Raw genomic sequence first — 24296 nt, 5'->3', positions numbered from 1 at the left:
TAAGGAGCGTACAGGATGACAGTACAAACGTCTTCAATTGGAGGAGCTATAAAAAAGTACAGTGATATAGTAATTGCTTTAGCAATTATTATGATTGTAATCATGATGATTATTCCGTTGCCAACGATATTACTGGATTTATTATTATGTCTTAATATTACGTTAGCTTTGGTTGTTCTCATGGTTTCTGTTTATAATGTGGAGCCGTTGGATTTTTCCGTGTTTCCATCTTTATTGTTGGTTACAACATTATTTCGTTTAGCATTAAATGTATCATCGACTCGTTTGATTTTGTTAGAAGGCTATGCTGGTGAAGTCATCATGTCATTTGGTAATTTCGTTGTTGGTGGTAATGCTGTAATAGGGTTTATCATTTTTGTTATTTTAATTATTATTCAGTTTATCGTTATCACAAAAGGGGCCGAACGTGTGGCCGAAGTTTCGGCACGTTTTACTTTGGATGCAATGCCTGGTAAGCAGATGTCAATTGATGCAGATTTGAATCAAGGTGCCATCACGGATCTTGAAGCAAAAGATCGTCGTATTAAAATTCAGCGTGAAGCTGATTTTTATGGTGCCATGGATGGTGCCAGTAAATTTGTCAAGGGGGATGCGGTCGCCGCTATCATCATTATTATTATCAATATTCTTGGCGGATTTATTATTGGTATGGTTCAACGTAATTTAGATGTGACCCAAGCGTTGCAGACTTATACGTTATTGACGGTAGGCGAAGGACTGGTCAATCAAATCCCAGCCCTCTTGGTATCAACAGCTACTGGTATTATTGTTACACGTGCTGCGTCAGATGAAAACTTAGGGCATGACTTAGTTACACAGCTTTTTAAAAATTCTCGTATTTTCTTTATTATAGCTGGCGTTCTTACACTTATGGCAATTGTGCCAGGACTGCCTGGAATACCATTTTTTTCTTTAGCAGTTATTGCTGCTGTGATTGCTTATAATTTACGACAATCAGAGCAAGAATCAGTGGAAACGGAATCGGTGCAAAAAGAAGAACAGGAAAAAGAAGATATTAAAAAACCTGAAAACATTATTTCCCTTTTACAGGTTGATCCGATGGAGCTTGAAATCGGCTATAGTTTGATTCCTTTAGTAGACACAGGTCAAGGCGGAGATTTATTAGAACGTATTGTTATGATTCGTCGTCAATGTGCGCTGGAATTAGGACTTGTCGTTCCTACAATTCGCATCAGGGATAATATTCAAATAAAACCGAATGCATATATTATAAAATTAAAAGGAATTGAAATAGCTAAGGGAGAATTATTACTTGATCACTATTTAGCAATGAATTCAGGTACAGTCTTTGAAGAAGTTGCCGGAATTGATACCGTGGAGCCAGCATTTGGACTGCCGGCACTTTGGATACCAGAGGCCGAGCGTGAACAAGCAGAGCTTAATGGCTATACGGTTGTCGATGCGGTTTCAGTGTTGGCAACGCATTTGACAGAAGTGATCAAATCGCATGCGGATGAAATTTTGGGACGTCAGGAAACACAGAATTTGGTTGACAATGTTAAGAAAACAAGTGCTTCTGTCGTAGAAGAACTTGTTCCAGCTTTGATGTCGGTTGGGGAGATACAAAAAGTCTTGGCAAATTTACTCAGCGAAAGGGTTTCAATTCGTGATATGGCAACCATTTTAGAAGTTTTAGCTGATTATGCCAGAGCAACGAAAGACACTGACATTTTAACAGAATATGTGAGACATGCTTTGGCTCGTCAGATTACTCAGCAGAACCTCCAAAATAATGTTTTACCTTGTATTACGGTGGATCCTCAGGTGGAAAATATGATTGCCGCAGCTGTGCAACGGACAGAGCATGGTTCTTATGTGAACTTAGAACCAGACAGTATGAAGCGACTGCTGAATGCCCTTAATGAAGCATTGCAAAATTTAACAAGTATGGGCTATCAGGCGATTGTTTTAACAAGTCCAGCGGTACGCTTGTATTTTCGGAAACTAGTTGAAAGATCTGTCCCGGGTATTATCATATTGTCGCATGCAGAAATAGAACAAAGTGTAGAGATACAGGTTCTAGGGGTGGTGAAGATATAATTGCGAATTAAAGTGTTTAAGGCTGCTACAATACAGGCAGCAATGCTTCAAGTTAAATCAGAATTGGGAATAGATGCGGTAATTCTGCATACAAAAAAATATCATAAAGGTGGATTTTTGGGGTACAAAGGAAAAGAGGTTGTTGAGTTAACAGCAGCCGTTGATGATGTACCAAGGAAAGCATTACCGGAAAGAGAAAATAAAAATTTTGCAGGTAATGAAACGAATCAAGCTGATAGAGTTTTTAGCCAAGATCCAATTGTACCGCGCAATATTGTTACGCAATATAAATCAGCTGGTAATCTTGATCGAATGTCTGACAGCGAAACTGCACCGAGTACGAAGCTGCAAAAAGATACACGGCAAAATAGGTTTTTGCCTACAGTGAACGATGATTTGCAAGAGCAAAAAATCAAACAGTTAGAAGCAGAGTTAAGTCAGATTAAAATGATGCTGCAACAGACTCTGCCAGATCCGATAAATTCATCTCAATTTGTTTCCGTACCTGAAATTTTGGCCGAGCATGAAGTGGCTGATACGATTATTCATGATATATTAAAAGGCATTTCGGAAAAACAAATGTTACAAAACAAAGATGCACCTGAAGTTTTAGAACACCTAACGACATACTTTGATCATATAATGCATTCGGGCAACGATATTATCATAAAACCTCAAAAAACAAAAATTATTGCTTTGATCGGTGCAACCGGTGTTGGAAAAACGACGACTTTAGCAAAACTCGCTGCTCGTTTTGTATTAGAAAAAGAAATGAATGTTGCATTGATTACAGCAGATACATACCGCATTTCAGCGGTAGAACAATTAAAAACATATTCCGATATTATAGGTTTAACATTGGAGACCGTATATTCTCCTACTGATCTTAAAGCTGCTATAGACAAACATCGCGATAAACAGCTGATTTTAATTGATACAGCAGGGCGCAGTCAGCACAATGATTTCCAGCTCAATGAATTGCGTGAATTATTGGCTGTTGATCCAAATATTGAAAAACATCTTGTGCTTAGTGCCACTACAAAATATAAAGATGCAGTAGATATTATCCGAAAATTTTCTTTGTGTGCACCAGATCGAGTTTTGTTTACAAAAGTAGATGAAACGAGTAGTATTGGCACAGTAGTTAATTTAATTCATGAATATCCGATTACACTATCCTATTTTACGAATGGGCAAAGTGTACCAGATGATATAATTCCTGCTAGTTCTCGTGGTCTGGCAGAGTTATTGTTGAGGTAACTGCATGCATGATCAGGCAGCAATGCTCAGAAAATTAGTGGAGAGTAAACAGTCTTTTAATCAGCAGGCTATTTTTGAAAATATTCCAGAGCTGAATTTAAACGATCAAAAGACAAGGATTATCGCTGTTACAAGTGGCAAAGGCGGTGTTGGTAAAACCAATTTAACGGTCAATCTAGCGATTTCATTATCGATGATAGGAAAAAAAGTTTTAATTATTGACGCTGATCTTGGTATGGCAAATGTGGATGTTGTACTGGGGGCAGCCGCCAAATATAATTTAATGCATCTGCTTCGTGATGATATCACAATACGGGATGTTTTATCGGCGGGTCCATATGGTGTTAATTTTATTTCAGGTGGGTCCGGTATTGAGCAACTGACTAATTTGTCCGAAACAGATCGAAAAAAAATAATGGGGAAATTATATGACTGTGATAAATTTGCTGATATCATTTTAGTGGATACCGGTGCTGGACTGGGTCATAACGTTCTTGATTTTCTGGTGGCAGCGGATGAGGTTGTTTTGGTAACAACACCAGAACCTACAGCTATGACGGATGCATATGCAGTCATGAAAGCCTATAGTATTTACGCTGCTCAGCGGAATATAAAATTGGTTGTAAACCGTGTGTATGATGAATACGAAGGGAAAGATGTGATACTAAAACTTGTGAAAACAGCAAGACGATTTCTTAATTTAGAGGTTGAAGTTTTAGGGGAAATTTACGAAGATCGAAACATGATGAATGCAGTCAAGAGGCAAAATCCGCTGATGATTTCTTATCCTAATACCCTTGCAGCGAAATGTATTAGGGCGATTGCCATTAGTTTACTTCATGGCGGGACCATAACAATTGCTAGAGGCTGGAAAAATTTTTTACAAAAATTTATTGTTTTTCCCCGCTAGAAGTACTAGCAAATAAGATGTATTTTGGAGGTCTTTACTTGTGGGTGAAAATGATAAAATTAAATTAAATCAGGTATTGCTCATTGGCAAAAAAGTGGATTTGTTTGTGGGTGATGCGGAAATGTCCTATGTAAGCAGAATTGAAGATTTGGATGAAAAACATTTAATTTTAGCAATGCCAATGGACGAAAAGCGGCGACCCATTATTCCTCTTGCTGGAACTTCCATCTCAGGACGTGTTGCAGCAAAATACAGTATGTATAAATTTAATACTGTATATCAGGATAAAGCATCTGAGCCGATTCCCGTATGGATTGTTTCTATGCCGCAAAAAATTGAAAAACATCAAACGAGAGAATTTGTCAGGATTCCGATAACTTTTCCCCTGCAAGTTCAGGTGGAAGATGTTGAAAGTGGTGACTGGATGCCCCCATATCGTACAAAGAGTATCGATGTTAGTGGCAATGGAATTCGATTTTTTATGAATCGCCATATTTCGCAGGGAACAAAAGTCTTGATTAAAACGGAAGATTTGCCTATTGTAGGCTCTGTCCAAGCTTGCTGCGAAGTGGTACGTTCGGAAAAACCACGTTTTGATGAACCTGTTTTTTGGATAGCCAGTAAGTTCATATCATTGCCAAAAAAAACGCAGTTGAGTTTGATTCGCTTTATTTTTCAAAAACAACGAGAAATGATTGCAAAAGGTATAAGCGAGTAAATGGGGTGAGCAAATGATTAAAATGATAATTGCGGATGATTCGGCTTTTATGAGGAAGTTATTGTCGGATTTATTCACACAGCAAAAGGATTTTATGGTTATAGATACAGCTCGCAATGGTAAAGAAGCAATTGAAAAGATTCGTGAACTTAAACCTGATTTAGTTACGATGGATGTTAATATGCCGATAATGGATGGATTGGAAGCCCTTGAAATATTGATGAAAGAGTGCCGAATTCCAGTTGTTATGATTAGCAGCTTAACGAAGACAGGGACTGATGCAACAATTAAAGCTCTGTCACTTGGAGCCGTTGATTTTATAGAGAAAGTTTCCGGACCAATTTCGAGTATAACAAAGATTCAAACTGAGATTTTAGAAAAATGCAGAGCTGCAGTGACGGCAAATGTAAGAAATTATTTGCAAGCAAGCAGCTTACGTTTGTATCCTCCAGCTGCTGTACTAAAACCACCAAATCCAACTTATACTAAATTTCCGGTTGATGTAAATATATTTAAAAAGGGTGTTAATGGATTGGATGGTGAAAAAATAATTGCCATTGGTACTTCTACAGGAGGACCAAGAGCTTTGCAGCAGGTTATTACAAAATTACCTCGTGATTTACCTTGCGGGGTAGTGATTGTCCAGCATATGCCGGCTGGTTTTACAAAATCTTTAGCAGAGCGGCTTAATTCACTTTCAGATGTCGAAGTGAAAGAGGCAGAACATAATGATGTCGTTGCTCCGGGAAAAGTTTATATAGCACCGGGGAATTATCACATGACCGTTGAACTGCAAGGCAGGTCAAGGGTTATTGCTTTAAATCAAAACCCACCACTATCTAGTCATAGACCGGCTGTAGACATTTTGTTTGATTCTGTTGCGAAACTTGGCAATCGGGTTGTATCGGTTATTTTGACAGGGATGGGATCAGATGGTGCCAAAGGTATGACTAAGATAAAATCGACTGGCGGTTATATAATCGCTGAAGATGAAACAACGTCTGTAGTCTATGGGATGCCAAAAGCTGTTGTTGAACTTGGTATAGCGGATCAGGTATTACCAGTGGACCAAATTGCTGATGTGTTAGTCAATGTAGTGAAAAAATAATGAAGTAGAAAATAGGGGGAATAGAAATGGACACAAATCAGTACATGGAAATGTTTTTGGAAGAGTCTCGTGAACATTTACAATCACTGAATGACTGTCTGCTTGAGCTCGAGCATAACCCTGAGGATGCAGCGGTTTTAAATGAAATCTTTCGTAGTGCTCATACAATTAAAGGTATGTCGGCTACTATGGGTTTTACTGAAATTGCAGAGCTGACTCATGAGATGGAAAATGTTTTGGATTTGCTTCGTAAAGAGCAGTTGAAAGCCGATGAAGATATTGTAGATACTATTTTTAAATGTGTGGATACGCTGGAACAAATGATTGAAAATGTTGCTGGTGGAGAAAATGGTAAAGTTGATGTGTCTACTTTGGTTAACAAATTAAATGCAATAGCCAATGGAGAAGCAGCTCCTAAAGCAGCAACTGTATCACCAGCTGATTCAGCTGCATTTGCAGCTTCGGTCTTAGCACAAACTACAAGCAATCAAAATACGATCAGTTTAAATACAACGGATCTTGCTGTGATTAACAGTGCACATATATCTGGTCTACAGGCAGTCCATATTACAGTTACTTTAGCAGAAAGCTGTCTTTTGAAATCTGCCAGAGCTTATATGGTCATGAATGCGCTGGATGAAGTGGGCGAAGTCGTTAAATCGGTTCCCCCAGCTGATGATCTTGAACAAGAAAAATTTGAGCATAGCTTTGATATTGTCTTTTTAACTGGCATGGAGACAAAAAAAATTGAAGATATCTTATTATCTATTTCCGAAATTGAAACTGTTGCTACGGAAATTATCGAAGTTAATTCATCCACAGCGATAGATTCCGTCGATAAAGCCGTTACTGCTGTTCCGACACCCGAAAAGTTGGCTGCGAAAACGGTCGAAAAATCAACTGAAAAAAAGGTGACAGCAAATTCTTCTAATAATGGAGCTCATGATAAAAAATTAAAAAGTGGACAATCCGTACGGGTAGATATTGATAAACTTGACTCCTTAATGAATTTAGTTGGAGAACTGGTAATCAATAAAACCAGACTGGAACAAATTGGTAATACACATCGTATAACGGAATTGGTAGAAACAATTGAACAAATGGATCGTGTTACGACAGATTTGCAGTCCGTTGTTATGAAAGTTCGGATGGTTCCAGTAGGTCAGGTCTTTAATCGTTTTCCTCGGATGGTTCGTGATTTGGCTAAGGAATTAAATAAAGAAATTAATTTGACAATTGAGGGAGAAGAGACTGAGCTGGATCGGACTGTTATCGATGAAATTGGCGATCCGCTGGTTCATTTGATTCGTAATTCGCTCGATCATGGTGTTGAACATCCGGAAGACCGTCAAGCGAAAGGTAAACCAAAAGTTGGTGAAGTTGGGTTAGTTGCACGTCATGAAGGCAATAATGTTATTATAATGGTAACGGATGATGGTAAAGGGATTAATCCAACAGTCATTAAAAATAAAGCTGCTGAAAAAGGGTTGATTACACAAGAAGATGCGGATGCTATGGATGATGCAGAAGCTGTACGGCTTGTATTTTTAGCAGGTTTTTCAACGGCGGATGTTGTTACTGATGTATCAGGCCGTGGTGTCGGTATGGATGTTGTTAGAAGCAAAATTGAAGCTTTGGGTGGTTTAATTGATGTTGAAACAAAAATTGACGAAGGCAGTATTTTCAAAATAAAATTACCATTGACACTAGCAATCATCCAAGCACTGCTGGTCAAAGTACAAGAAGAAATTTATGCGATTCCACTTGGCTCTATTGATAGTACGATTAACATTACGCCAGATGATATTAAGACGGTACAAAATAAGGAAGTTATTTTGCTGCGTGGTCAAATCATCCCGATTGTTCGGCTGGATAATGTATTAAATGTTCCTCAGACACAAGAAAAATCCGGAGAAGATTTATTTGTTGTTGTTGTTCATATGGGTGAACGTAAATCAGGGATTATTGTCGACAATCTGATTGGGCAGCAAGAAATTGTTATTAAGACTTTAGGTAAGCTTTTATCAGGTCTCAAAGTGATTTCGGGTGCAACTGTTTTAGGCAACGGACAAGTTGCATTGATTCTGGATGTTGGAACTTTAATGCAATAAGTTGAGGAGGGATGCTATTATGGAAAAAATGGAAAAAACAGATTCTGTGAATCAGGAAATCCAGATGGTTGCGTTTAAGTTAAAACGTGAAGAATATGGTGTAAGTATTTTAAATGTACAGGAAATCAAACGATTGACTGATATAACCCGTGTTCCATTCACGCCTGACTTTTTTAAAGGCGTCATGAATTTACGCGGCAGTGTTTTGCCAGTTATTGATCTAAAAAAACGCTTGGGTCTGCCCGAAGGGGACTATTCTGAAGATACGCGAATTATTATTGTTAAAGTTGAAGAAATTTCCATTGGGATGATTGTTGATGCGGTTACAGAAGTGTTGACGATTGGCATAGATCATATTGATGCACCAAAAACAGTCAGTGATAGCTCAGATAGTAAAGAAAATGGTAAATTTATTAGTGGTGTCGGTAATCTTGATAATCGGTTGGTAATCATGTTGAACTTGAATGAGATTGTTGGATTGACTGGAGAATCAAAATAGGATGAAATAAATGAGGTGTCAATAGTGTCAGAGGATGTATTGAAATTATCAGCGATGCAATTGGATGCACTCAGGGAAATTGGCAATGTAGGGGCCGGTAATTCGGCCACTGCGCTGTCCCAAATTATCAATCGTAAGATTGATATGAATGTGCCTAAAGTGGCTATATTACCACTTGGGGATGTGCCGGATGTTGTCGGTGGCGCTGATGCTATGGTCGTAGGTGTTTTTTTAAGAGTATATGGGAAAGCACCAGGAAGCGTTCTTTTTTTGCTTCCCAAGGATAGTGCATTTTATTTAGTCGATACGCTGATGGGAAAAGAACGCGGCGTTACCAAAACTTTGGATTTTATGGATGAATCTGCTTTGATGGAAATCGGGAATATTTTGGCGGGAGCGTATTTAAACGCGTTATCACATTTTACGAAGTTGACGCTTTTACCATCAATTCCTGCATTGGCAATGGATATGGCTGGGGCTATTTTGAGTGTTGTATTAGTACAGCTTGGACAAATGGGAGATCATGCACTGGTTATTGAAACTGAATTCTTATCAGAAGATGATGGCATAAAAGGGCATTTTTTCTTGGTCCCTGACCCTGGATCATTAGATACGATTTTGGGCGCGGTAGGAGTGAAATAAATATGTCAGAATTGATACGGGTAGGGATGGCTGATTATAAAGTTGGACGCGCGCCAGCATCGCTCATTAGTTATGGACTGGGGTCATGTGTAGGTGTTACGCTATATGATCCAGCCATGAAAGTCGGAGGACTTTTGCATATCATGCTTCCAGATAGTACACAGGCACGATCCAATGAAAATCCAGCTAAATTTGCTGATACTGGAATACCATTAATGCTTAAGGAAATTATAGCCTTAGGCGCTGTGCGCTCTCGGGTGATAGCTAAAATTGCCGGTGGCTCGCAAATGTTTAAATTTGCGAATGCGACGGATATTATGCGTGTGGGAGAACGAAATTCACAAGCAGTGAAAGTTGTATTGAAAGACTTAAATATTCGAATCATAGCCGATGATACTGGCGGTAACTATGGACGAACTGTTGAGCTCCAATTAGACACGGGTGTGTATCGAATTAAAACAATTGATAAAGGTGAAAAAGAAATTTAAGCAGGTGATCATGGTGTTTAAAATATGGCTTGCTGTGGGTCTTGCTTCCGTTACGGCCTTGATCGTAATATTTATGGGGATTTTGCATCAGGCTAGAATCGAAGTTATATTGTATCGTACTGCGATCACATTTTTTCTTATTGGGGTTTTATGGTATCTTGTGGAATCGTTTCTTATACTGTATGTTGTCCCTTATTTTTTCAAAAAAAACCAGGGGCAGCAGCAAGATGCTCAAGTAGAAAATAGTGATGCCTCCATTCAGCAAAATTTGGTTAATTCAGAAGAAGTAGTAAGTGAAGCTGTTTTGGATACAGATACGGTCAATGAATTTGCCCCCTTGACCAAAGAGGATTTAGATCAAGTTTCAACACCGCGAGGATAATTGGTAAGTGGAGGTATAGTTTATGTTGGGATCAAATGCAAAAAAAATTGCTGTAGATATAGATCTCTTATGGAATGCTTACCAAAAAAATAGAAGCCCTGAAATTCGGGAAAAGTTAGTAGAAAATTATTTGTCTTTGGTAAATACAATTGCCGGTCGTATTGCTATTAACTTACCGTCGCATGTAGATCGCGACGACTTGATTAGTAGTGGATTTTTTGGCTTGCTGGATGCAATTGAACGTTATGATCCGGTACGGGGCAATAAATTCGAAACGTATGCAGGCGTAAGGATTCGAGGATCTATATTGGATTATCTTCGGTCAAAAGACTGGATGCCGGTATCGCTTCGTCAAAAAATACGAAAATACGAACAAACAGTCAGTAGTTTGGAAGCAAAATTAGGCCGGGCAGCAAACGATCAAGAAATTGCAAGTTCATTGGAAATAACTGTCGCTGATTTGAGTAATTTATTAAGTAACTTGAATATTGCAACAGTCATTCCTTTAGAGGAATACGCTCAGTTTGAATCAATTTCTAATGGAATTCCTAGCCCTTCTGAAAACATTGAATATAAAGAAATGCAGCAATGTTTAGCAACGGCTATTGAAAAACTGCCAGAAAAAGAAAAATTAGTAATTTCTTTATATTATTATGAGGAATTAACATTGAAAGAAATTAGTTTAATTTTAAAATTGTCTGAGGCACGTATATCGCAGCTTCATACGAAGGCGGTTTTTCGTTTACGTGGATATTTATCTAGGATAAAATCTAGTTTATTATAATAAGAGCAGCTGGATTGCTATACTCTTAGTATGTATATTTATAAGAACAACAAAATATACAAAAGAATAATTTTACTAATGCGTAAAAGGTTAAAAAGGAGGTTATCCTCATGGACGAGAAAAATATGAATTTGCCGATGGCTTCCGTTGGTGGCAAAGAGAAGGGTTATTTATTTGAATTTTTTCCAATGGGTGTATTTTTCACAGTGTATCCATACTCGGATACACAGATTTTGTTTGAGCTTACAGATATTCAAAAATTATTAAAAGCATATGGTGTTAAAGTTTATGAAATAGAATTGTTGACAAAGACGATTCGTGAGGCTTTGAGTTTGCCAGTTAAAATAGCGGATCATTTTGATGAGCAGATGCTCATCAAAATGATCCGTGAAACAACTGGCCAAGAGTTGAATCTTCCTGAAGCTATTGTTGCAGCAGAAAAAGAAGATTTTGCAGACTCACAAGTCAAGCTTGATATCAGCAAGAATAAAATGGAAGCTTCTATGCGTATTGAAATGAAAGAAAATTCAAAGAAACCAGATAAAAATATGCTACTGGAACTAATCCAAAAGGCTGGTATTGTTTTTGGCATAAAGATGGAGGCACTTAATCAGCTTGTGCAGGGAACTCTAACCGATGCAATTGTAGCGGTAGGAAATCCACCAGTTAATGGCATCGATGCTGTGATTAAAAAGAAAAATAATATGGCAGACCGCGGTAAACCATCTGATCTGGAATACAGCCGGGTTGATTATAAAAATTTGCACTGGTTTATTGTTGTTAAAAAGGGAGATGTTTTGGCTGAACGAATTCCCCATACACACGGTATTCCGGGAATGGATATTCTGGGAGGGGTGGTTCCAGCAAAATCCGGTAAACCAAAACCACTGCCAAATGGGAAAAACACAAAAATTGTAGATGAAAATATCATTGTGGCTGATTTAGACGGGCAGCTTGTGGAAACTGGTAATAAAATCATGGTAGATCCGACAATTGAAGTTAAAGGCGACGTAGATTTATCAACAGGCAATATTGATTTTAATGGTAGTGTGCTTATTAAAGGTAGTGTACAAGCCGGTTTTGCAGTTCGTGCTGATGGTGATGTTGAAATTCGCGGCACGATTAGTGGTGGAAATGTAGAAGCTAAAAATATTACTGTATTTGGTGGAGTTCAAGGAATGAATCGCGGGGTTATAACAGCGCAGGAAGATATTCGGGCTACATTTGCCGAAAATGCAAAAATGATTGCTGGAAGAGATATTCATATTGGCGATGTAATATTACACTCAAACCTAAGTGCTGGTGGAAAAATTTTTGTAGAAGAGCATCGGGGCCTGATTAATGGCGGTTCTATTGCTGCTGGTGAAGAAATTAGGGCAAAATGTGTAGGGAATCCTATGAATACTGCCACCAAATTAGAAGTCGGTGTGAACCCTATGCTAAGGGAGAAATACCAAAAAGTTAAAATAGATATAAGCAATACAAAAAAACAACTGGATAAAGTGCAAAAAGCTCTAGCTGTTATGCAGCAAGTCGATAAGAGTAAATTGTCACAAGATAAAAAAGAAAAATTGGCACAATTGATTCAGTCACAATTTCCTTTGGCAGGAAAATTGCAGCGGTACGAAGAGGAACTTGTTACGATGCAAAATGCTTTTGAAGTTATGAAAAGCGGAAAAATCAGGATTTTGGATAAAATTTATCCTGGGGCAAAACTGGTCATGGGATCTTTGGTGAAAAATATTCAAAACGAAGCCCAGCACTGCGTGTTTTATGTAGATGAAGAAGATGCGACGATTAAGACCGGTGCTTATTGATTTTAAAAATTAAATTTTTTGGATGGTGAAAAAAATGAATATCACGCCGATGAATTTACAAATTGTTGTTCCAAAAACAACAGATGCTGCCCAAATTCAGCATAATAGGGATCGTCAGGAAGGTGTGCAGCAGGACATGGGAATGTTGCAAACAAAGCAGGAAGCAAATTTAAAACAAATGCAGGTTCAATCACGCGACAAAGCTGAAGGCGGCAAAATTAAAGAAGACGAAGAACATCAAAAAAGACAAGGACAAAATAGCCAAAAACAAGCAAAAACCCTCAGTGACTCAGCGGAAGACGAGGAAAATATTCCCTTAGCAATCGACACATTTCGTGGTCGCAAAATTGATATAAAATTGTAATAGTCTTAGATTTAACAGAGGTGTACTATGTTTACAGAATGGATAGGTTTTTTGATTATCATCGGTGTGATGATTGTCGTTATTATTCGTCGTCAGTTTTTTAATAAACAATTAGAAAAAAATGATTTTGGGACGGCCGCGACTCAGATGCAGCAACAGTTTGAAGAGACTGCTGATCAAATTATTGAGCGAATTGGCAGTCAAATTGATCGTTTGGAGTTTTTGATTCAGGCAGCGGATGATAAAATAATTCAATTGGATCAAAAACTCAAGGTCTTGGACTCTCAGCAAAACATGACAGCTACACAGCCGATAGAAAATCAAACGAAGAGTTTTGAAGAAGTTTTGCAAGAAAGCACACGCGATGGTGAAACGATTGCAGAAGATTCGGTACAAGAAGTCTTTCCTAAACAAGTTAAATTGAAAGTTTCTAAAACAAATAAAATAGTATTTGAAATGCTGGAACAGGGTGAGTCGATTGAATTGATTGCAAAAAAAACTGGAATTGGTAAAGGTGCAATTAATTTGATTAGAGAAATGTATAAATTGCAAAAAAAAGTCTAACTATAGAAAAATATTACATAGTATTGCTTAGCCGTTTCAAATTGTGGATGCATTTGTGCGGCTTATTTTGTTGTATGAATTTGGGTTCTATTTTAATCTTTATTTTTTATCGATCAGGAGCAATAGCAGATCTAATCGAATGGCCACTTAAAAAATCATTGTAATCATAAAACAAGTATGATATAATTTAAAACGGTGTAAAAAACGCACGCGTTTGGATGTTTGTACTGTGCCTATTATGGTGAAAACAAACGATGAGAAATGCGGAGGAATAAAAAACAGGAGGTGCACCAATATGGCAGTTATTTCAATGAAACAATTATTGGAAGCAGGTGTCCATTTCGGACATCAGACAAGAAGATGGAACCCTAAGATGGCTCCGTATATCTTTACAGAACGTAATGGTATCTATATTATCGATTTACAGAAAACAGTTAAAAAAGTGGATGAAGCTTATAATTTTCTTCGTTCTGTCGCTGAAGCAGGCGAAACTGTTCTTTTCGTAGGTACGAAAAAACAGGCGCAAGAAGCTGTAAAAGACGAAGCTCTCAAAGCTGATATGTATTTTGTTAATGAAAGATGGTTGGGCGGAATGCTCACAAACTTCCAGACAATCCAAAAACGTATTACTCGTTTGAAACAATTGGAAGCAATGGAAGAAGACGGTACATTTGAAGTTTTGACGAAAAAAGAAGTTTTGGCTCTTCGTCATGAAATGGAAAAATTACAGAAGTTTTTGGGTGGTATCAAAACTATGAGCAAGCTTCCTGGAGCTTTGTTTATCGTAGATCCACGTAAAGAAAGAATTGCTGTAGCAGAAGCTAAAAAATTAGGTATTCCAATTGTTGGCATCGTGGATACAAATTGTGATCCTGATGAAATCGATTATGTAATTCCTGGTAATGATGATGCAATTCGTGCAGTGAAACTTCTTACGGCTAGAATGGCTGATGCAGTTATTGAAGGTCGTCAAGGTGAAGCTGGCGAAGCAGAAGAAGCAGAAAAAGCTATCGCAGAAAAAACTGCTGAATAAATTATAATTTATTGGATAATTTTAAATAAGTAAAGAATGGTAAGGGATCTTTTTCCCTTACCATTCCTTTAGTCAATAGGAGGATTCATATGGCAAATATTACAGCTGCAATGGTAAAAGAGCTGCGTGAACTTACTGGCGCAGGTATGATGGATTGTAAAAAAGCGTTGACTCAAACCGATGGTGATAGAGATAAAGCAGTTGATTTCTTACGTGAAAAAGGGTTAGCAGCGGCGGCTAAAAAGGCAAGTCGTGTCGCAGCTGAAGGTACGGTTATTTCGTATATTCATGCTGGTGGAAGAATTGGTGTTCTTGTTGAAATCAATTGTGAAACTGACTTTGTCGCGAACACAGATGAATTTAAAGACTTTGCGCGTGATATTGCTATGCAGATTGCAGCGGCAAATCCACTTTGCATTCGTCGTGAAGAAGTTGATCAAGCCAATATCGAACATGAACGTGTTGTGTTAAGGGAACAGGCGTTGAACGAAGGTAAACCAGAAAAAATCGTTGAAAAAATGGTTGAAGGTCGTATTGAAAAATATTATAAAGAAGTTTGCTTAATGGAACAAGGCTTTATTAAAGACCCTGATCAGACGATTAGTGCTTTAGTAAATGCTAAAATTGCTAAAGTTGGTGAAAACATCTCCATTAGAAGATTCGTCAGATATCAATTAGGCGAAGGTATTGAGAAAAAAGCAGATGATTTTGCTGCCGAAGTAATGGCTGCAGCTAAATAATAGAGAGAACACTTTGTGTTCTCTTTTTTAAAAATATATAATGACAGGAATATTGATGTTCTTGTCGAACTATAGCAAAGTAGTACATAGTCTGGATGGAGGTTTTGTCTTTGGAAACAGCGAAGTATAAACGTGTGGTTTTGAAATTAAGTGGGGAGTCTCTCGCCGGCGATCAAGGATTTGGTATTAATCCAGCAGTGGTTGAATCAATTGCATTACAAATAAAAGCTGTTAGAGCGCAAAATATTGATGTTGCAGCAGTGGTTGGCGGTGGCAATATTTGGCGTGGTCTTGCTGGAAGCTCAAATGGTATGGATCGTGCTACGGCTGATTATATGGGAATGCTTGCAACGGTTATGAATGCACTGGCATTGCAGGATGCCTTAGAAAAACTGAATGTTGATACCAGAGTGCAAAGTGCTATTGAAATGAGACAGGTTGCAGAACCTTATATCAGACGTAAGGCAATTCGCCATTTGGAAAAAGGCAGAGTTGTTATTTTTGGAGCTGGAACGGGTAATCCATATTTTTCAACAGATACTACAGCTGCTCTTCGTGCCGCTGAAATCGAAGCTGATGTAATTTTAATGGCGAAAAAAAATACGGATGGAGTTTATGATTCAGATCCAAATCATAATCCAGATGCGAAGAAATTTGATACTTTGGAGTATATTGAAGTGTTGCAGCGTGGACTTGCTGTGATGGATTCAACAGCAACTAGTTTATGTATGGATAACCATATACCAATTGTTGTATTTAATATTGATGATCATAAAAACATTTTAAAAGTAGCACTTGGTGAGAATATTGGTACTACAGTAGGAGGTAAAGCATAATGGTAAAAGAAATTTTTGCTTCTCATACTGATCGTATGACTAAGTCGATGGAGTCATTGAAGCGTGAATATAGTTCGCTTCGTGCTGGACGTGCTACACCAGCGTTATTGGATCGTGTTATGGTTGATTATTATGGTACACCTACACCAGTAAATCAGGTGGCTAATGTGTCCGTACCAGAGCCTAGAATGATTGTGATTCAACCGTGGGAAAAAGCATTGCTGCATGATATCGAAAAGGCTATTATGAAGTCGGATCTTGGTCTTAATCCAAATAGTGATGGTACGGCAATTCGCCTGTCAATTCCGCAATTAACACAGGAAAGACGTGCAGACTTAGTGAAGTCTGTCAATAAAAAAGCCGAAGATGCTAAGATAGCTATTCGCAATATTCGCCGTGATGCAAATGAAGCCATTAAAAAATTAGAAAAAAGCAAGGAAATCACGGAAGATGAAAATAAAAAAGCTCAAGAAGATATGCAGAAATTGGTAGACCAATACATTAAAGATATTGATCGAATACGTGCAGCTAAAGAAACAGAAATCATGGAAGTATAACCAAATGAATGCTGTGGGACGCCGATTTGAGGTTGTAAAAAATGAATTAATAGCTGCAAACTGTCAATATACAGTTGAAAATACACTTCCTACGCGTGATTTTTTCAAGGTTGATGAAGATAATTTGTATGTAGTTCGTCAAAAAGAACTCGAAGACGGCTCATGGCAGTTTATTGTTGCAGCAAAAATGCGAAAGGAGGTGTCTTAATATGGCTTACACAATAAGTGAAGAATGTATTTCTTGTGGCTCTTGTGCTGGAACATGTCCAGTGGGTGCTATTTCTGAAGGCGATTCTCGTTATGAGATTTCAGCTGATGATTGTGTTGAATGTGGTGCTTGCGCAGCAGTGTGCCCGGTAGGTGCTATTTCAGCTCCTTGATTTAAGCCCCCTCTTGCTAGAAGAGGGGGTTTGTTTCTTATATTTTATAATTGGAGGTACGTTATGTGGAAAAAAATATTTGGTACCGTAAAAAAAGAAACTTCAACAGATTTATATGACCAAATTGATCAGAAGCGGCTACCAGCTCATATAGCGATTATCATGGATGGAAATGGCAGATGGGCTCAAAATAAAGGTCTCATGCGTACATTTGGTCATAAAGCTGGTGTGGATACTTTGAAAAAAATTTTGAAGGCGGCCATTAAGTTGAATGTGAAGGTTCTAACAGTATATGCTTTTTCTACAGAAAACTGGAAGAGACCTCATAAAGAAGTTGATTTTTTAATGGCGTTATTCGCGGAATACCTAGAACGCGAAATTAATGAAATGGATGAAGATAATGTAAAAATACAATTTTTGGGGAGACTTGATGAATTACCTACTACATTGTATGATCAGATTGAAAATGCTCAGACACGTACCAAGTCGAATACAGGAGTTCAATTTAATGTTGCTGTCAATTATGGCAGCCGCGATGAAATTACGCGTTCTGTTAAAATAATAGCGCAAAAAGTGCTTGATCAGAAGTTACCTATAACTGAGATTACAGAAGAAATAATTGATGATAATTTATATACGGGTGGACAGGTACCTGTTGACTTAGTGATTCGCACCAGCGGTGACTTGCGAATGAGCAATTTTTTGTTATGGCAGGCCGCTTATGCTGAGTTTTGGTTTACAAAGGTCAATTGGCCAGATTTTACACCAGACTGTTTTTTTCAAGCCGTGCTTGATTTTCAGAATCGTGATCGAAGATTTGGCGGTTTGTCAGAAAAATAATATAGCATAGTAGGTGGAGTATTGTTAGTTAAAAGAATCATTACCGGACTCATTGGCATGATTATGGCCGTGTATGTGATAAATTTTGGTGATTGGGTTTTTAGTGCAGCTATTGTGATTTTAGCATTGACTGCTTGGCATGAATATTATCGGGCATTTTCCTATATGGGAATGAAACTTACTTATTTTGGTGGTATGGCGGCGGTTTTCTTTACGCTTGCCTGTGCCTGGCAGGGGAATTCGGATGAATTATTGGCAGTAATAATGTTTGCTACCTTGCTCATTTTAAGTAAAGCTGTTTTATACCATGACAAATTTACGATACAGGAGGCTTGTATTTCCATTGCTGGAATTTGTTATGTTGCTTTATCTTTTTCACACTTAATCTTATTGCGTTTTACGGGTTCGGAAGTTTTCGTACATAGTACATTAGGGAATGTATCATTAGGTTGCTCTTTCATATGGTTGGCATTTATTGGCACGTGGGCAAGTGATACGTTTGCTTTTTTTGCGGGGTCACTTTTTGGAAAAACAAAATTGTGTCCGCAGATCAGCCCCGGAAAAACTGTGGAAGGCTTTATTGGGGGTGTTTTAGGGACATCTTTATCATTAATGGGGCTTGGCATGTTGTTTAATTTTTCACTTATTCATATGGCGATCTTAGGTGTTTTGATTGCATTGGTTGCTACAGTTGGCGACTTGGTAGAATCGTCTTTTAAACGGTTCACTGGTATTAAAGATTCTGGACAAATATTACCAGGGCATGGTGGCGTATTAGATCGGTTTGATAGTATAATGTTTACAGTTCCATTTGTTTATTATTATGTACAAATCTTTAAGATTTTTTAAGGGGCATCCGTAATGAAAAAAATAGCAATATTAGGGTCAACAGGATCTATTGGTACACAAACGCTTGCTGTGGTTGCAGCTAACCGTGACAAGTTTCAAGTTATGACATTAGCGGCAAATACGAATGATCAACTACTTGAACAACAAATTAAAGAATTTGAACCGGAACTTGCCGTGCTGGTTGATCTGGAAGCAGCAAAACGCTTGCAAAAACGTTTTGTCGGAAAAACAAAAATTTTGGCTGGGCAGGAGGGGCTGCTAGAGGCAGCAACCTATGAAGTCGTGGAGACCGTCGTTACATCGATGGTCGGTTTTGCTGGACTAGAACCAACGATTGCAGCTATTGAGGCTGGAAAAGATATTGCTTTAGCCAATAAGGAAACACTAGTTGTTGCTGGTGAACTGGTAATGAAACTTGCTAAAGAAAAGGGCGTATCCATCTTACCAGTCGACAGTGAGCACTGTGCAATATTTCAATGTTTGCAAGGTGAGGATAGACGTCAGGTTCATAAAATCCTACTGACAGCATCAGGAGGACCATTTCGTGGTAAAACACGCAAGGAGTTAGCGGCAGTTTCAATAAAAGACTGTCTTAACCATCCCACATGGTCTATGGGGAAGAAAATCAGTATTGATTCAGCATCCCTTGTCAATAAGGGACTTGAAGTGATTGAGGCAAAATGGCTTTATGGTGTTGACTATAATCAAATCAAAGTTGTTGTTCATCCGCAGAGTATTGTTCATTCAATGGTTGAATACATCGATGGTACTGTTATGGCACAGCTCGGATCAACCGATATGAGACTTCCTATTCAGTATGCTTTGACATATCCGCAGCGAATTGACGCAACCTTCCCTAAACTCGATTTTTGGAACTGTAAGGACTTAACTTTTTCAAAACCGGATATGGATACATTTTTGGGATTGAAAATGGCTTATGAAGCTGGTCGGATTGGTGGAACGATGCCGTGTGCATTTAACGCTGCCAATGAAATTGCTGTCGATGCATTTTTAAAGGAATCAATATCTTTTCTGCAGATTTATGATATAATTGAAAAAACAATGACGGCGCATCATGTGAAAATGAATCCGACATTACAAGACTTGTATGAAAATGATAGCTGGGCTCGATCCTATGCAGCTGATTTATTTAGTAAGTAAAAAATACAAAGTGTGGAGGTGAGCAGATGCTGCTTACAATTGTTTCAGCAGTTTTCGTTTTTGGGTTGTTGGTTTTATTTCATGAATTAGGTCATTTTATTACAGCAAAAATGACTGGTATGCGTGTAGATGAATTTGCAATTGGGTTTGGTCCGAAATTAGTCGGCATAAAATATGGTGAAACAAGTTATTCTCTTAGAGTTTTTCCTCTAGGAGGATTTAATAAAATTGCTGGTATGGACCCAGAAGACGAGCCTGATGAACGTTCTTATTCGAGTAAACCTGTTTGGGCTAGAATGATTGTAATATTGGCTGGATCTGTAATGAATTTCATTTTGCCAATTCTTTTATTTTTTGGCATATATTTTTTTTCTGGAATTCATACACCATCCGTTGATCCAACATTAGGTGAAGTGATGGCACATAAGCCAGCGGCAGAGGCTGGACTTAAGCAGGGTGATCGTATTTTAAAAATTGATGATCAGGCTATAGATTCGTGGCAGCAATTTGTTGAGATCGTGCAAGTAAGTGATGGAAAAGTTTTAAAGATAGATTTTAAGCGTGATGAAAATCAATTGGCAACAAGTTTAATTCCTGAATATGATGATACTGCAAAACGGGCTATGATCGGTGTTGTTTCTTCAGTTACGACATATCAGCCAGGATTTTTTGAAGCAGGTGTATTAGCTGTTAAGAATACTGGATTTGTGACTTACAAAATGATTGAAACACTTGGTTCGATCATTATGGGAAAGACGGCGGCTGATTTAGCAGGACCACTTGGCGTTGCACAAATGGCAGGTGAAGTTGCACAAATTGGTTTTGTTCCACTTTTGCAATTTGCAGCTTTTTTAAGCATAAATTTGGGGATTATTAATCTTTTTCCAATTCCAGCTCTTGATGGTGGTCATTTTATTACGTTACTGATAGAGGCCGTGCGTGGTAAACCCTTGCAGCCGAAAGCTATCCAGTATGCCCAAATCATTGGGTTTGCCTTATTAATGGCTTTGATGATTTTTGCAACGTTGAATGATATTACTCGATAGGGATAGGGAAATTTGCATTTGATTGTGGGGAATAAATAGATGGAACGAAAAAAAACACGGGCAATTAAGATTGGTTCCGTACAGATTGGTGCGGGTGCACCAATCGCTGTGCAGTCGATGACGAATACAAAAACGACAGACACCTTGGCGACCGTAGCCCAGATCCAAAGTTTGCAAGCTGCTGGGTGTGATATTGTTCGGCTGGCAGTTCCTGATATGGATGCAGCTAAAAATTTGGCAAATATTAAAAATGCGGTAAATATACCACTTGTGGCAGATATTCATTTTGATTATCGGTTAGCAATGGAAGCTATAGAGCAAGGAATCGATGGATTACGGTTAAATCCTGGGAACATCGGTGATGAAACGAAGGTTAAGATTGTTGTACAAGCAGCAAAGCAGCATCATATTCCAATCCGTATTGGGGTCAATGCAGGATCGCTTGACAAGGTTTTATTGGAAAAATATGGGCATGCTACGCCAGAGGCAATGGTGGAAAGCGCGATGCAGCATGTACGTATATTGGAAAAACTTGATTTTTATGATATGAAGATTTCTTTAAAAGCGCATGATGTACCACTTACGATTGCAGCCTATCAATTAATGTCACAAACGGTGGATTATCCTTTGCATTTGGGCATTACGGAGGCAGGAACAGTAAAGAGCGGCGTCATTAAATCAGCTGTAGGAATTGGTTCGCTTTTAACACAAGGCATAGGAGATACTTTCCGTATTTCACTTACGGGGGACCCTGTTGTTGAAGTTAAGGTTGCGAATGAAATATTGAAATCACTGGGGTTGAAAGAATATGGTCCAACGTTGATTTCGTGTCCGACTTGTGGACGTTGCAATATTAATTTAGCTGAAATTGCGAATCAGGTTGAAAAAAAACTCAGTGATGTCAAGCGTCCTATTCAGGTGGCTGTTATGGGCTGTGTGGTCAATGGCCCTGGCGAAGCTCGTGATGCTGATGTTGGCATTGCTGGAGGCAAAGGCGAAGGGCTTGTTTTCAGAAAAGGGCAGATTCTTCGTAAGGTACCAGAAGCTATTTTGGTCGAAGAATTATTTAAAGAGATTGATGACATTTTAGGGGAGGACAAGAATTAATGCGTACAACACAACTTTATGCGCCGACGCTGCGCGAAACGCCGGCTGAAGCGGAAGTAATGAGTCATCAGCTTTTGCTCAGGGCGGGTATGATTCGAAAAGCAGCTGGTGGTGTATATACTTATTTGCCACTTGCTTGGCGAGTGCTTAGAAAAATTGAAACGATTATCAGAGAAGAAATGGATGTTGCTGGTGGACAGGAACTGTCGATGCCCATAATTCAACCAGCTGAATTATGGCATGAAACAGGGCGTTGGGATATTTTTGGTGAAGAAATGTTTCGTTTGAAAGATCGGCATGATCGCAGTTTTTGTCTTGGACCAACACATGAAGAAATGATTACGTCTTTGATTCGAAATGAAGTGCGTTCTTATCGTCAATTGCCACTCATGCTCTATCAAATTCAAAATAAATATCGTGATGAAATCCGGCCTCGCTTTGGACTTATGCGTGGGCGCGAATTTATTATGAAAGACTTATATTCTTTTGATAAAGATGAAGCAGGGTTAGATGTTTCTTATAAAAAAATGTATGACGCCTATACTAATATCTTTACGCGTTGTGGGTTGATTTTTCGACCAGTCGAAGCAGATGGTGGATCTATCGGTGGTGGATTTACCCACGAATTTACAGTACTTGCAGATTCAGGTGAATCGGAAATTGTTTATTGCTCGAAATGTGATTATGCGGCGAATGTGGAAAAAGCCGAATTAAAAGCTAGTGTGCAGGAAAATATCGCAGCGGAGCTTCCTTTGAAATTGGTTGATACGCCAGACATGAAAACGATTGAAGCTGTGACAAACTTTATGGGGATGGACAGCACGCAAAGCATTAAGGCTGTGGCATTTCAAAATGAAAAAGATGAAGTGATTTTGGCTTTTGTACGTGGCGATCATGATGTTAATGATGTTAAGCTTCAAAATGCAGTGGGAGCCGTGACTCTTCGCATGGCCGATGAAACAGCAATTAAGGCTGTAGGCGGCGTTCCTGGTTTTATGAGCCCGATCGGTCTTACAAAAGATGCGAAAGTTGTTGTTGATTTATCTGTTATGGAAATGACAAATGCCATTGGCGGAGCCAATCAAATTGATAAACATTATTGTAATATGAATCCAAAACGTGATTTTACAGACTGTTTGGTCACTGACCTTCGTTTGATGTGCGAAGGCGACCCATGTCCGCATTGTGGTGCAGCTGTTAAAATGACTCGTGGCATAGAAGCCGGGCAGGTTTTTAAACTCGGTACGAAGTATAGTGAATCATTAAAAGCTACATTCCTTGATGAAAATGGTCGCGAAAAACCCCTCGTTATGGGCTGTTATGGTATCGGTGTAAGTCGTACTATGGCTGCAGCGATCGAACAGAACAATGATGAGTATGGTATTGTATGGCCAGCTGCGATTGCCCCATATCAAGTGGTAGTTGTACCTGTTAATGCAAAAAATACGGAACAGTTTAGTATTGCCGAAACTTTATATCAAGAACTTCAGGCGGCAAAAGTGGAAGTTGTTTTGGATGATCGCAAAGAACGTGCTGGTGTAAAGTTTAAAGATGCGGATCTTATTGGTTATCCAATTCGCATTACAGTTGGACCAAAATCTGTTGAAGAAGATTCGATTGAGATAAAAATAAGGCGTTCTGGTGAAGTCTTTACATATGGGAAAGTGGATTATCTCGAAAATGTTTTGAGTATGTTGAGAAATCTATAAAAAAATACGGCTGGGAGATTTAAGTCTCCCAGCCGTATTTTTTGATTTTATTTAACTGTTCGAAATAAACCACCGGCTTAGCCGGCGGAATCGACGGTTTTGACTTTAGTCGAAAAAAAATCCCTGTTACAATAAATGCAGGTCTAGCCAACCGCATAAAAAATAACAGGGAGGTCTTTATCATGCAAGATAAAGATATACAAAGTTTAGAACATACTAAGTGGAGATGTCAATATCATATTGTTTTTGCGCCTAAATATCGTCGGATGGAAATTTATGGAGAACTGAAAAAAGATATTGGTTGGATAT

26 protein-coding genes and 1 pseudogene are annotated in these 24296 nt (G+C 38.5%); all 27 read left to right on the top strand.

Features of this window, described 5'->3' with window-relative positions; genetic code table 11:
* Positions 1 to 15: 15 nt before the first annotated feature.
* A complete protein-coding gene (gene flhA, locus F606_RS0107040) occupies positions 16 to 2082 on the top strand; it encodes a flagellar biosynthesis protein FlhA (protein ID WP_019553179.1) in 2067 nt (688 codons plus the stop codon).
* Positions 2083 to 3342 (top strand): flagellar biosynthesis GTPase FlhF, encoded by a 1260-nt coding sequence (gene flhF, locus F606_RS0107035; protein WP_019553178.1) that lies wholly within the window; start codon positions 2083 to 2085, stop codon positions 3340 to 3342.
* Between the two features lie 4 nt (positions 3343 to 3346).
* Positions 3347 to 4252, top strand: a complete 906-nt coding sequence (locus tag F606_RS0107030) for a MinD/ParA family protein (RefSeq protein WP_019553177.1) — start codon at positions 3347 to 3349, stop codon at positions 4250 to 4252.
* 40 nt (positions 4253 to 4292) lie between these two features.
* The gene (locus F606_RS0107025; RefSeq protein ID WP_019553176.1) at positions 4293 to 4970 is read left to right on the top strand and encodes a flagellar brake protein; all 678 of its coding nucleotides are present in this window, start codon (positions 4293 to 4295) and stop codon (positions 4968 to 4970) included.
* A gap of 13 nt (positions 4971 to 4983) precedes the next feature.
* Positions 4984 to 6078 (top strand): protein-glutamate methylesterase/protein-glutamine glutaminase, encoded by a 1095-nt coding sequence (locus tag F606_RS0107020; RefSeq protein WP_019553175.1) that lies wholly within the window; start codon positions 4984 to 4986, stop codon positions 6076 to 6078.
* A gap of 26 nt (positions 6079 to 6104) precedes the next feature.
* Positions 6105 to 8189: a chemotaxis protein CheA gene (locus tag F606_RS0107015; protein ID WP_019553174.1), complete on the top strand. Its 2085-nt coding sequence runs from the start codon at positions 6105 to 6107 to the stop codon at positions 8187 to 8189.
* Positions 8190 to 8208: 19 nt separating this feature from the next.
* On the top strand, positions 8209 to 8688 hold the full coding sequence (locus tag F606_RS0107010; RefSeq protein WP_019553173.1) for a chemotaxis protein CheW: 480 nt from the start codon (positions 8209 to 8211) through the stop codon (positions 8686 to 8688).
* Between the two features lie 24 nt (positions 8689 to 8712).
* Positions 8713 to 9330, top strand: coding sequence for a chemotaxis protein CheC (locus F606_RS0107005; RefSeq protein WP_019553172.1), 618 nt, complete (start codon positions 8713 to 8715; stop codon positions 9328 to 9330).
* Positions 9331 to 9332: 2 nt separating this feature from the next.
* Complete coding sequence (locus F606_RS0107000) at positions 9333 to 9818, top strand: chemotaxis protein CheD (protein ID WP_019553171.1); 486 nt, start codon at positions 9333 to 9335, stop codon at positions 9816 to 9818.
* A gap of 10 nt (positions 9819 to 9828) precedes the next feature.
* Positions 9829 to 10200, top strand: a complete 372-nt coding sequence (locus F606_RS0106995) for a hypothetical protein (RefSeq protein WP_019553170.1) — start codon at positions 9829 to 9831, stop codon at positions 10198 to 10200.
* Between the two features lie 22 nt (positions 10201 to 10222).
* Positions 10223 to 10984: a FliA/WhiG family RNA polymerase sigma factor gene (locus F606_RS0106990; RefSeq protein WP_019553169.1), complete on the top strand. Its 762-nt coding sequence runs from the start codon at positions 10223 to 10225 to the stop codon at positions 10982 to 10984.
* A 110-nt stretch (positions 10985 to 11094) separates the two neighbouring features.
* Positions 11095 to 12801, top strand: a complete 1707-nt coding sequence (locus F606_RS0106985) for a flagellar assembly protein A (RefSeq protein WP_019553168.1) — start codon at positions 11095 to 11097, stop codon at positions 12799 to 12801.
* 22 nt (positions 12802 to 12823) lie between these two features.
* Positions 12824 to 13165 carry a hypothetical protein gene (locus tag F606_RS0106980; RefSeq protein ID WP_211210042.1) on the top strand — a complete coding sequence of 114 codons (342 nt, stop codon included), beginning with the start codon at positions 12824 to 12826 and terminating at the stop codon, positions 13163 to 13165.
* A gap of 27 nt (positions 13166 to 13192) precedes the next feature.
* Positions 13193 to 13729 (top strand): DUF6115 domain-containing protein, encoded by a 537-nt coding sequence (locus F606_RS0106975; protein ID WP_019553166.1) that lies wholly within the window; start codon positions 13193 to 13195, stop codon positions 13727 to 13729.
* Positions 13730 to 14024: 295 nt separating this feature from the next.
* Positions 14025 to 14762, top strand: a complete 738-nt coding sequence (gene rpsB, locus F606_RS0106970) for a 30S ribosomal protein S2 (RefSeq protein ID WP_019553165.1) — start codon at positions 14025 to 14027, stop codon at positions 14760 to 14762.
* An 89-nt stretch (positions 14763 to 14851) separates the two neighbouring features.
* Positions 14852 to 15502: a translation elongation factor Ts gene (gene tsf, locus F606_RS0106965; RefSeq protein WP_019553164.1), complete on the top strand. Its 651-nt coding sequence runs from the start codon at positions 14852 to 14854 to the stop codon at positions 15500 to 15502.
* Positions 15503 to 15597: 95 nt separating this feature from the next.
* A complete protein-coding gene (pyrH, locus tag F606_RS0106960) occupies positions 15598 to 16338 on the top strand; it encodes a UMP kinase (RefSeq protein ID WP_051083324.1) in 741 nt (246 codons plus the stop codon).
* Entirely contained in the window at positions 16338 to 16895 is a 558-nt protein-coding gene (frr, locus tag F606_RS0106955; protein ID WP_019553162.1) for a ribosome recycling factor, read from the top strand. The genes pyrH and frr overlap by 1 nt, the downstream gene beginning before the upstream one ends.
* A gap of 4 nt (positions 16896 to 16899) precedes the next feature.
* Entirely contained in the window at positions 16900 to 17103 is a 204-nt protein-coding gene (locus tag F606_RS0106950) for a hypothetical protein (RefSeq protein ID WP_019553161.1), read from the top strand.
* A gap of 1 nt (position 17104) precedes the next feature.
* Positions 17105 to 17275 carry a 4Fe-4S ferredoxin gene (locus tag F606_RS0106945; RefSeq protein ID WP_019553160.1) on the top strand — a complete coding sequence of 57 codons (171 nt, stop codon included), beginning with the start codon at positions 17105 to 17107 and terminating at the stop codon, positions 17273 to 17275.
* Between the two features lie 63 nt (positions 17276 to 17338).
* A complete protein-coding gene (locus F606_RS0106940) occupies positions 17339 to 18115 on the top strand; it encodes an undecaprenyl pyrophosphate synthase (protein ID WP_019553159.1) in 777 nt (258 codons plus the stop codon).
* Positions 18116 to 18136: 21 nt separating this feature from the next.
* Entirely contained in the window at positions 18137 to 18964 is an 828-nt protein-coding gene (locus F606_RS0106935; protein ID WP_019553158.1) for a phosphatidate cytidylyltransferase, read from the top strand.
* A gap of 12 nt (positions 18965 to 18976) precedes the next feature.
* Positions 18977 to 20125, top strand: a complete 1149-nt coding sequence (locus F606_RS0106930; protein WP_019553157.1) for a 1-deoxy-D-xylulose-5-phosphate reductoisomerase — start codon at positions 18977 to 18979, stop codon at positions 20123 to 20125.
* A 26-nt stretch (positions 20126 to 20151) separates the two neighbouring features.
* On the top strand, positions 20152 to 21171 hold the full coding sequence (rseP, locus tag F606_RS0106925; RefSeq protein WP_019553156.1) for an RIP metalloprotease RseP: 1020 nt from the start codon (positions 20152 to 20154) through the stop codon (positions 21169 to 21171).
* 39 nt (positions 21172 to 21210) lie between these two features.
* On the top strand, positions 21211 to 22278 hold the full coding sequence (gene ispG, locus F606_RS0106920; RefSeq protein WP_019553155.1) for a flavodoxin-dependent (E)-4-hydroxy-3-methylbut-2-enyl-diphosphate synthase: 1068 nt from the start codon (positions 21211 to 21213) through the stop codon (positions 22276 to 22278).
* Positions 22278 to 23987: a proline--tRNA ligase gene (locus tag F606_RS0106915; RefSeq protein WP_019553154.1), complete on the top strand. Its 1710-nt coding sequence runs from the start codon at positions 22278 to 22280 to the stop codon at positions 23985 to 23987. Before ispG ends, F606_RS0106915 begins: the two co-directional genes overlap by 1 nt.
* A 182-nt stretch (positions 23988 to 24169) precedes the next feature.
* Positions 24170 to 24296 (top strand): annotated as a pseudogene (locus F606_RS20715) (IS200/IS605 family transposase); the annotation flags it as partial.

Source organism: Propionispira raffinosivorans DSM 20765 (assembly GCF_000381065.1).
Lineage (GTDB): Bacteria > Bacillota > Negativicutes > Selenomonadales > Selenomonadaceae > Propionispira > Propionispira raffinosivorans.
This window is presented reverse-complemented; position numbering and strand designations above follow the sequence as displayed.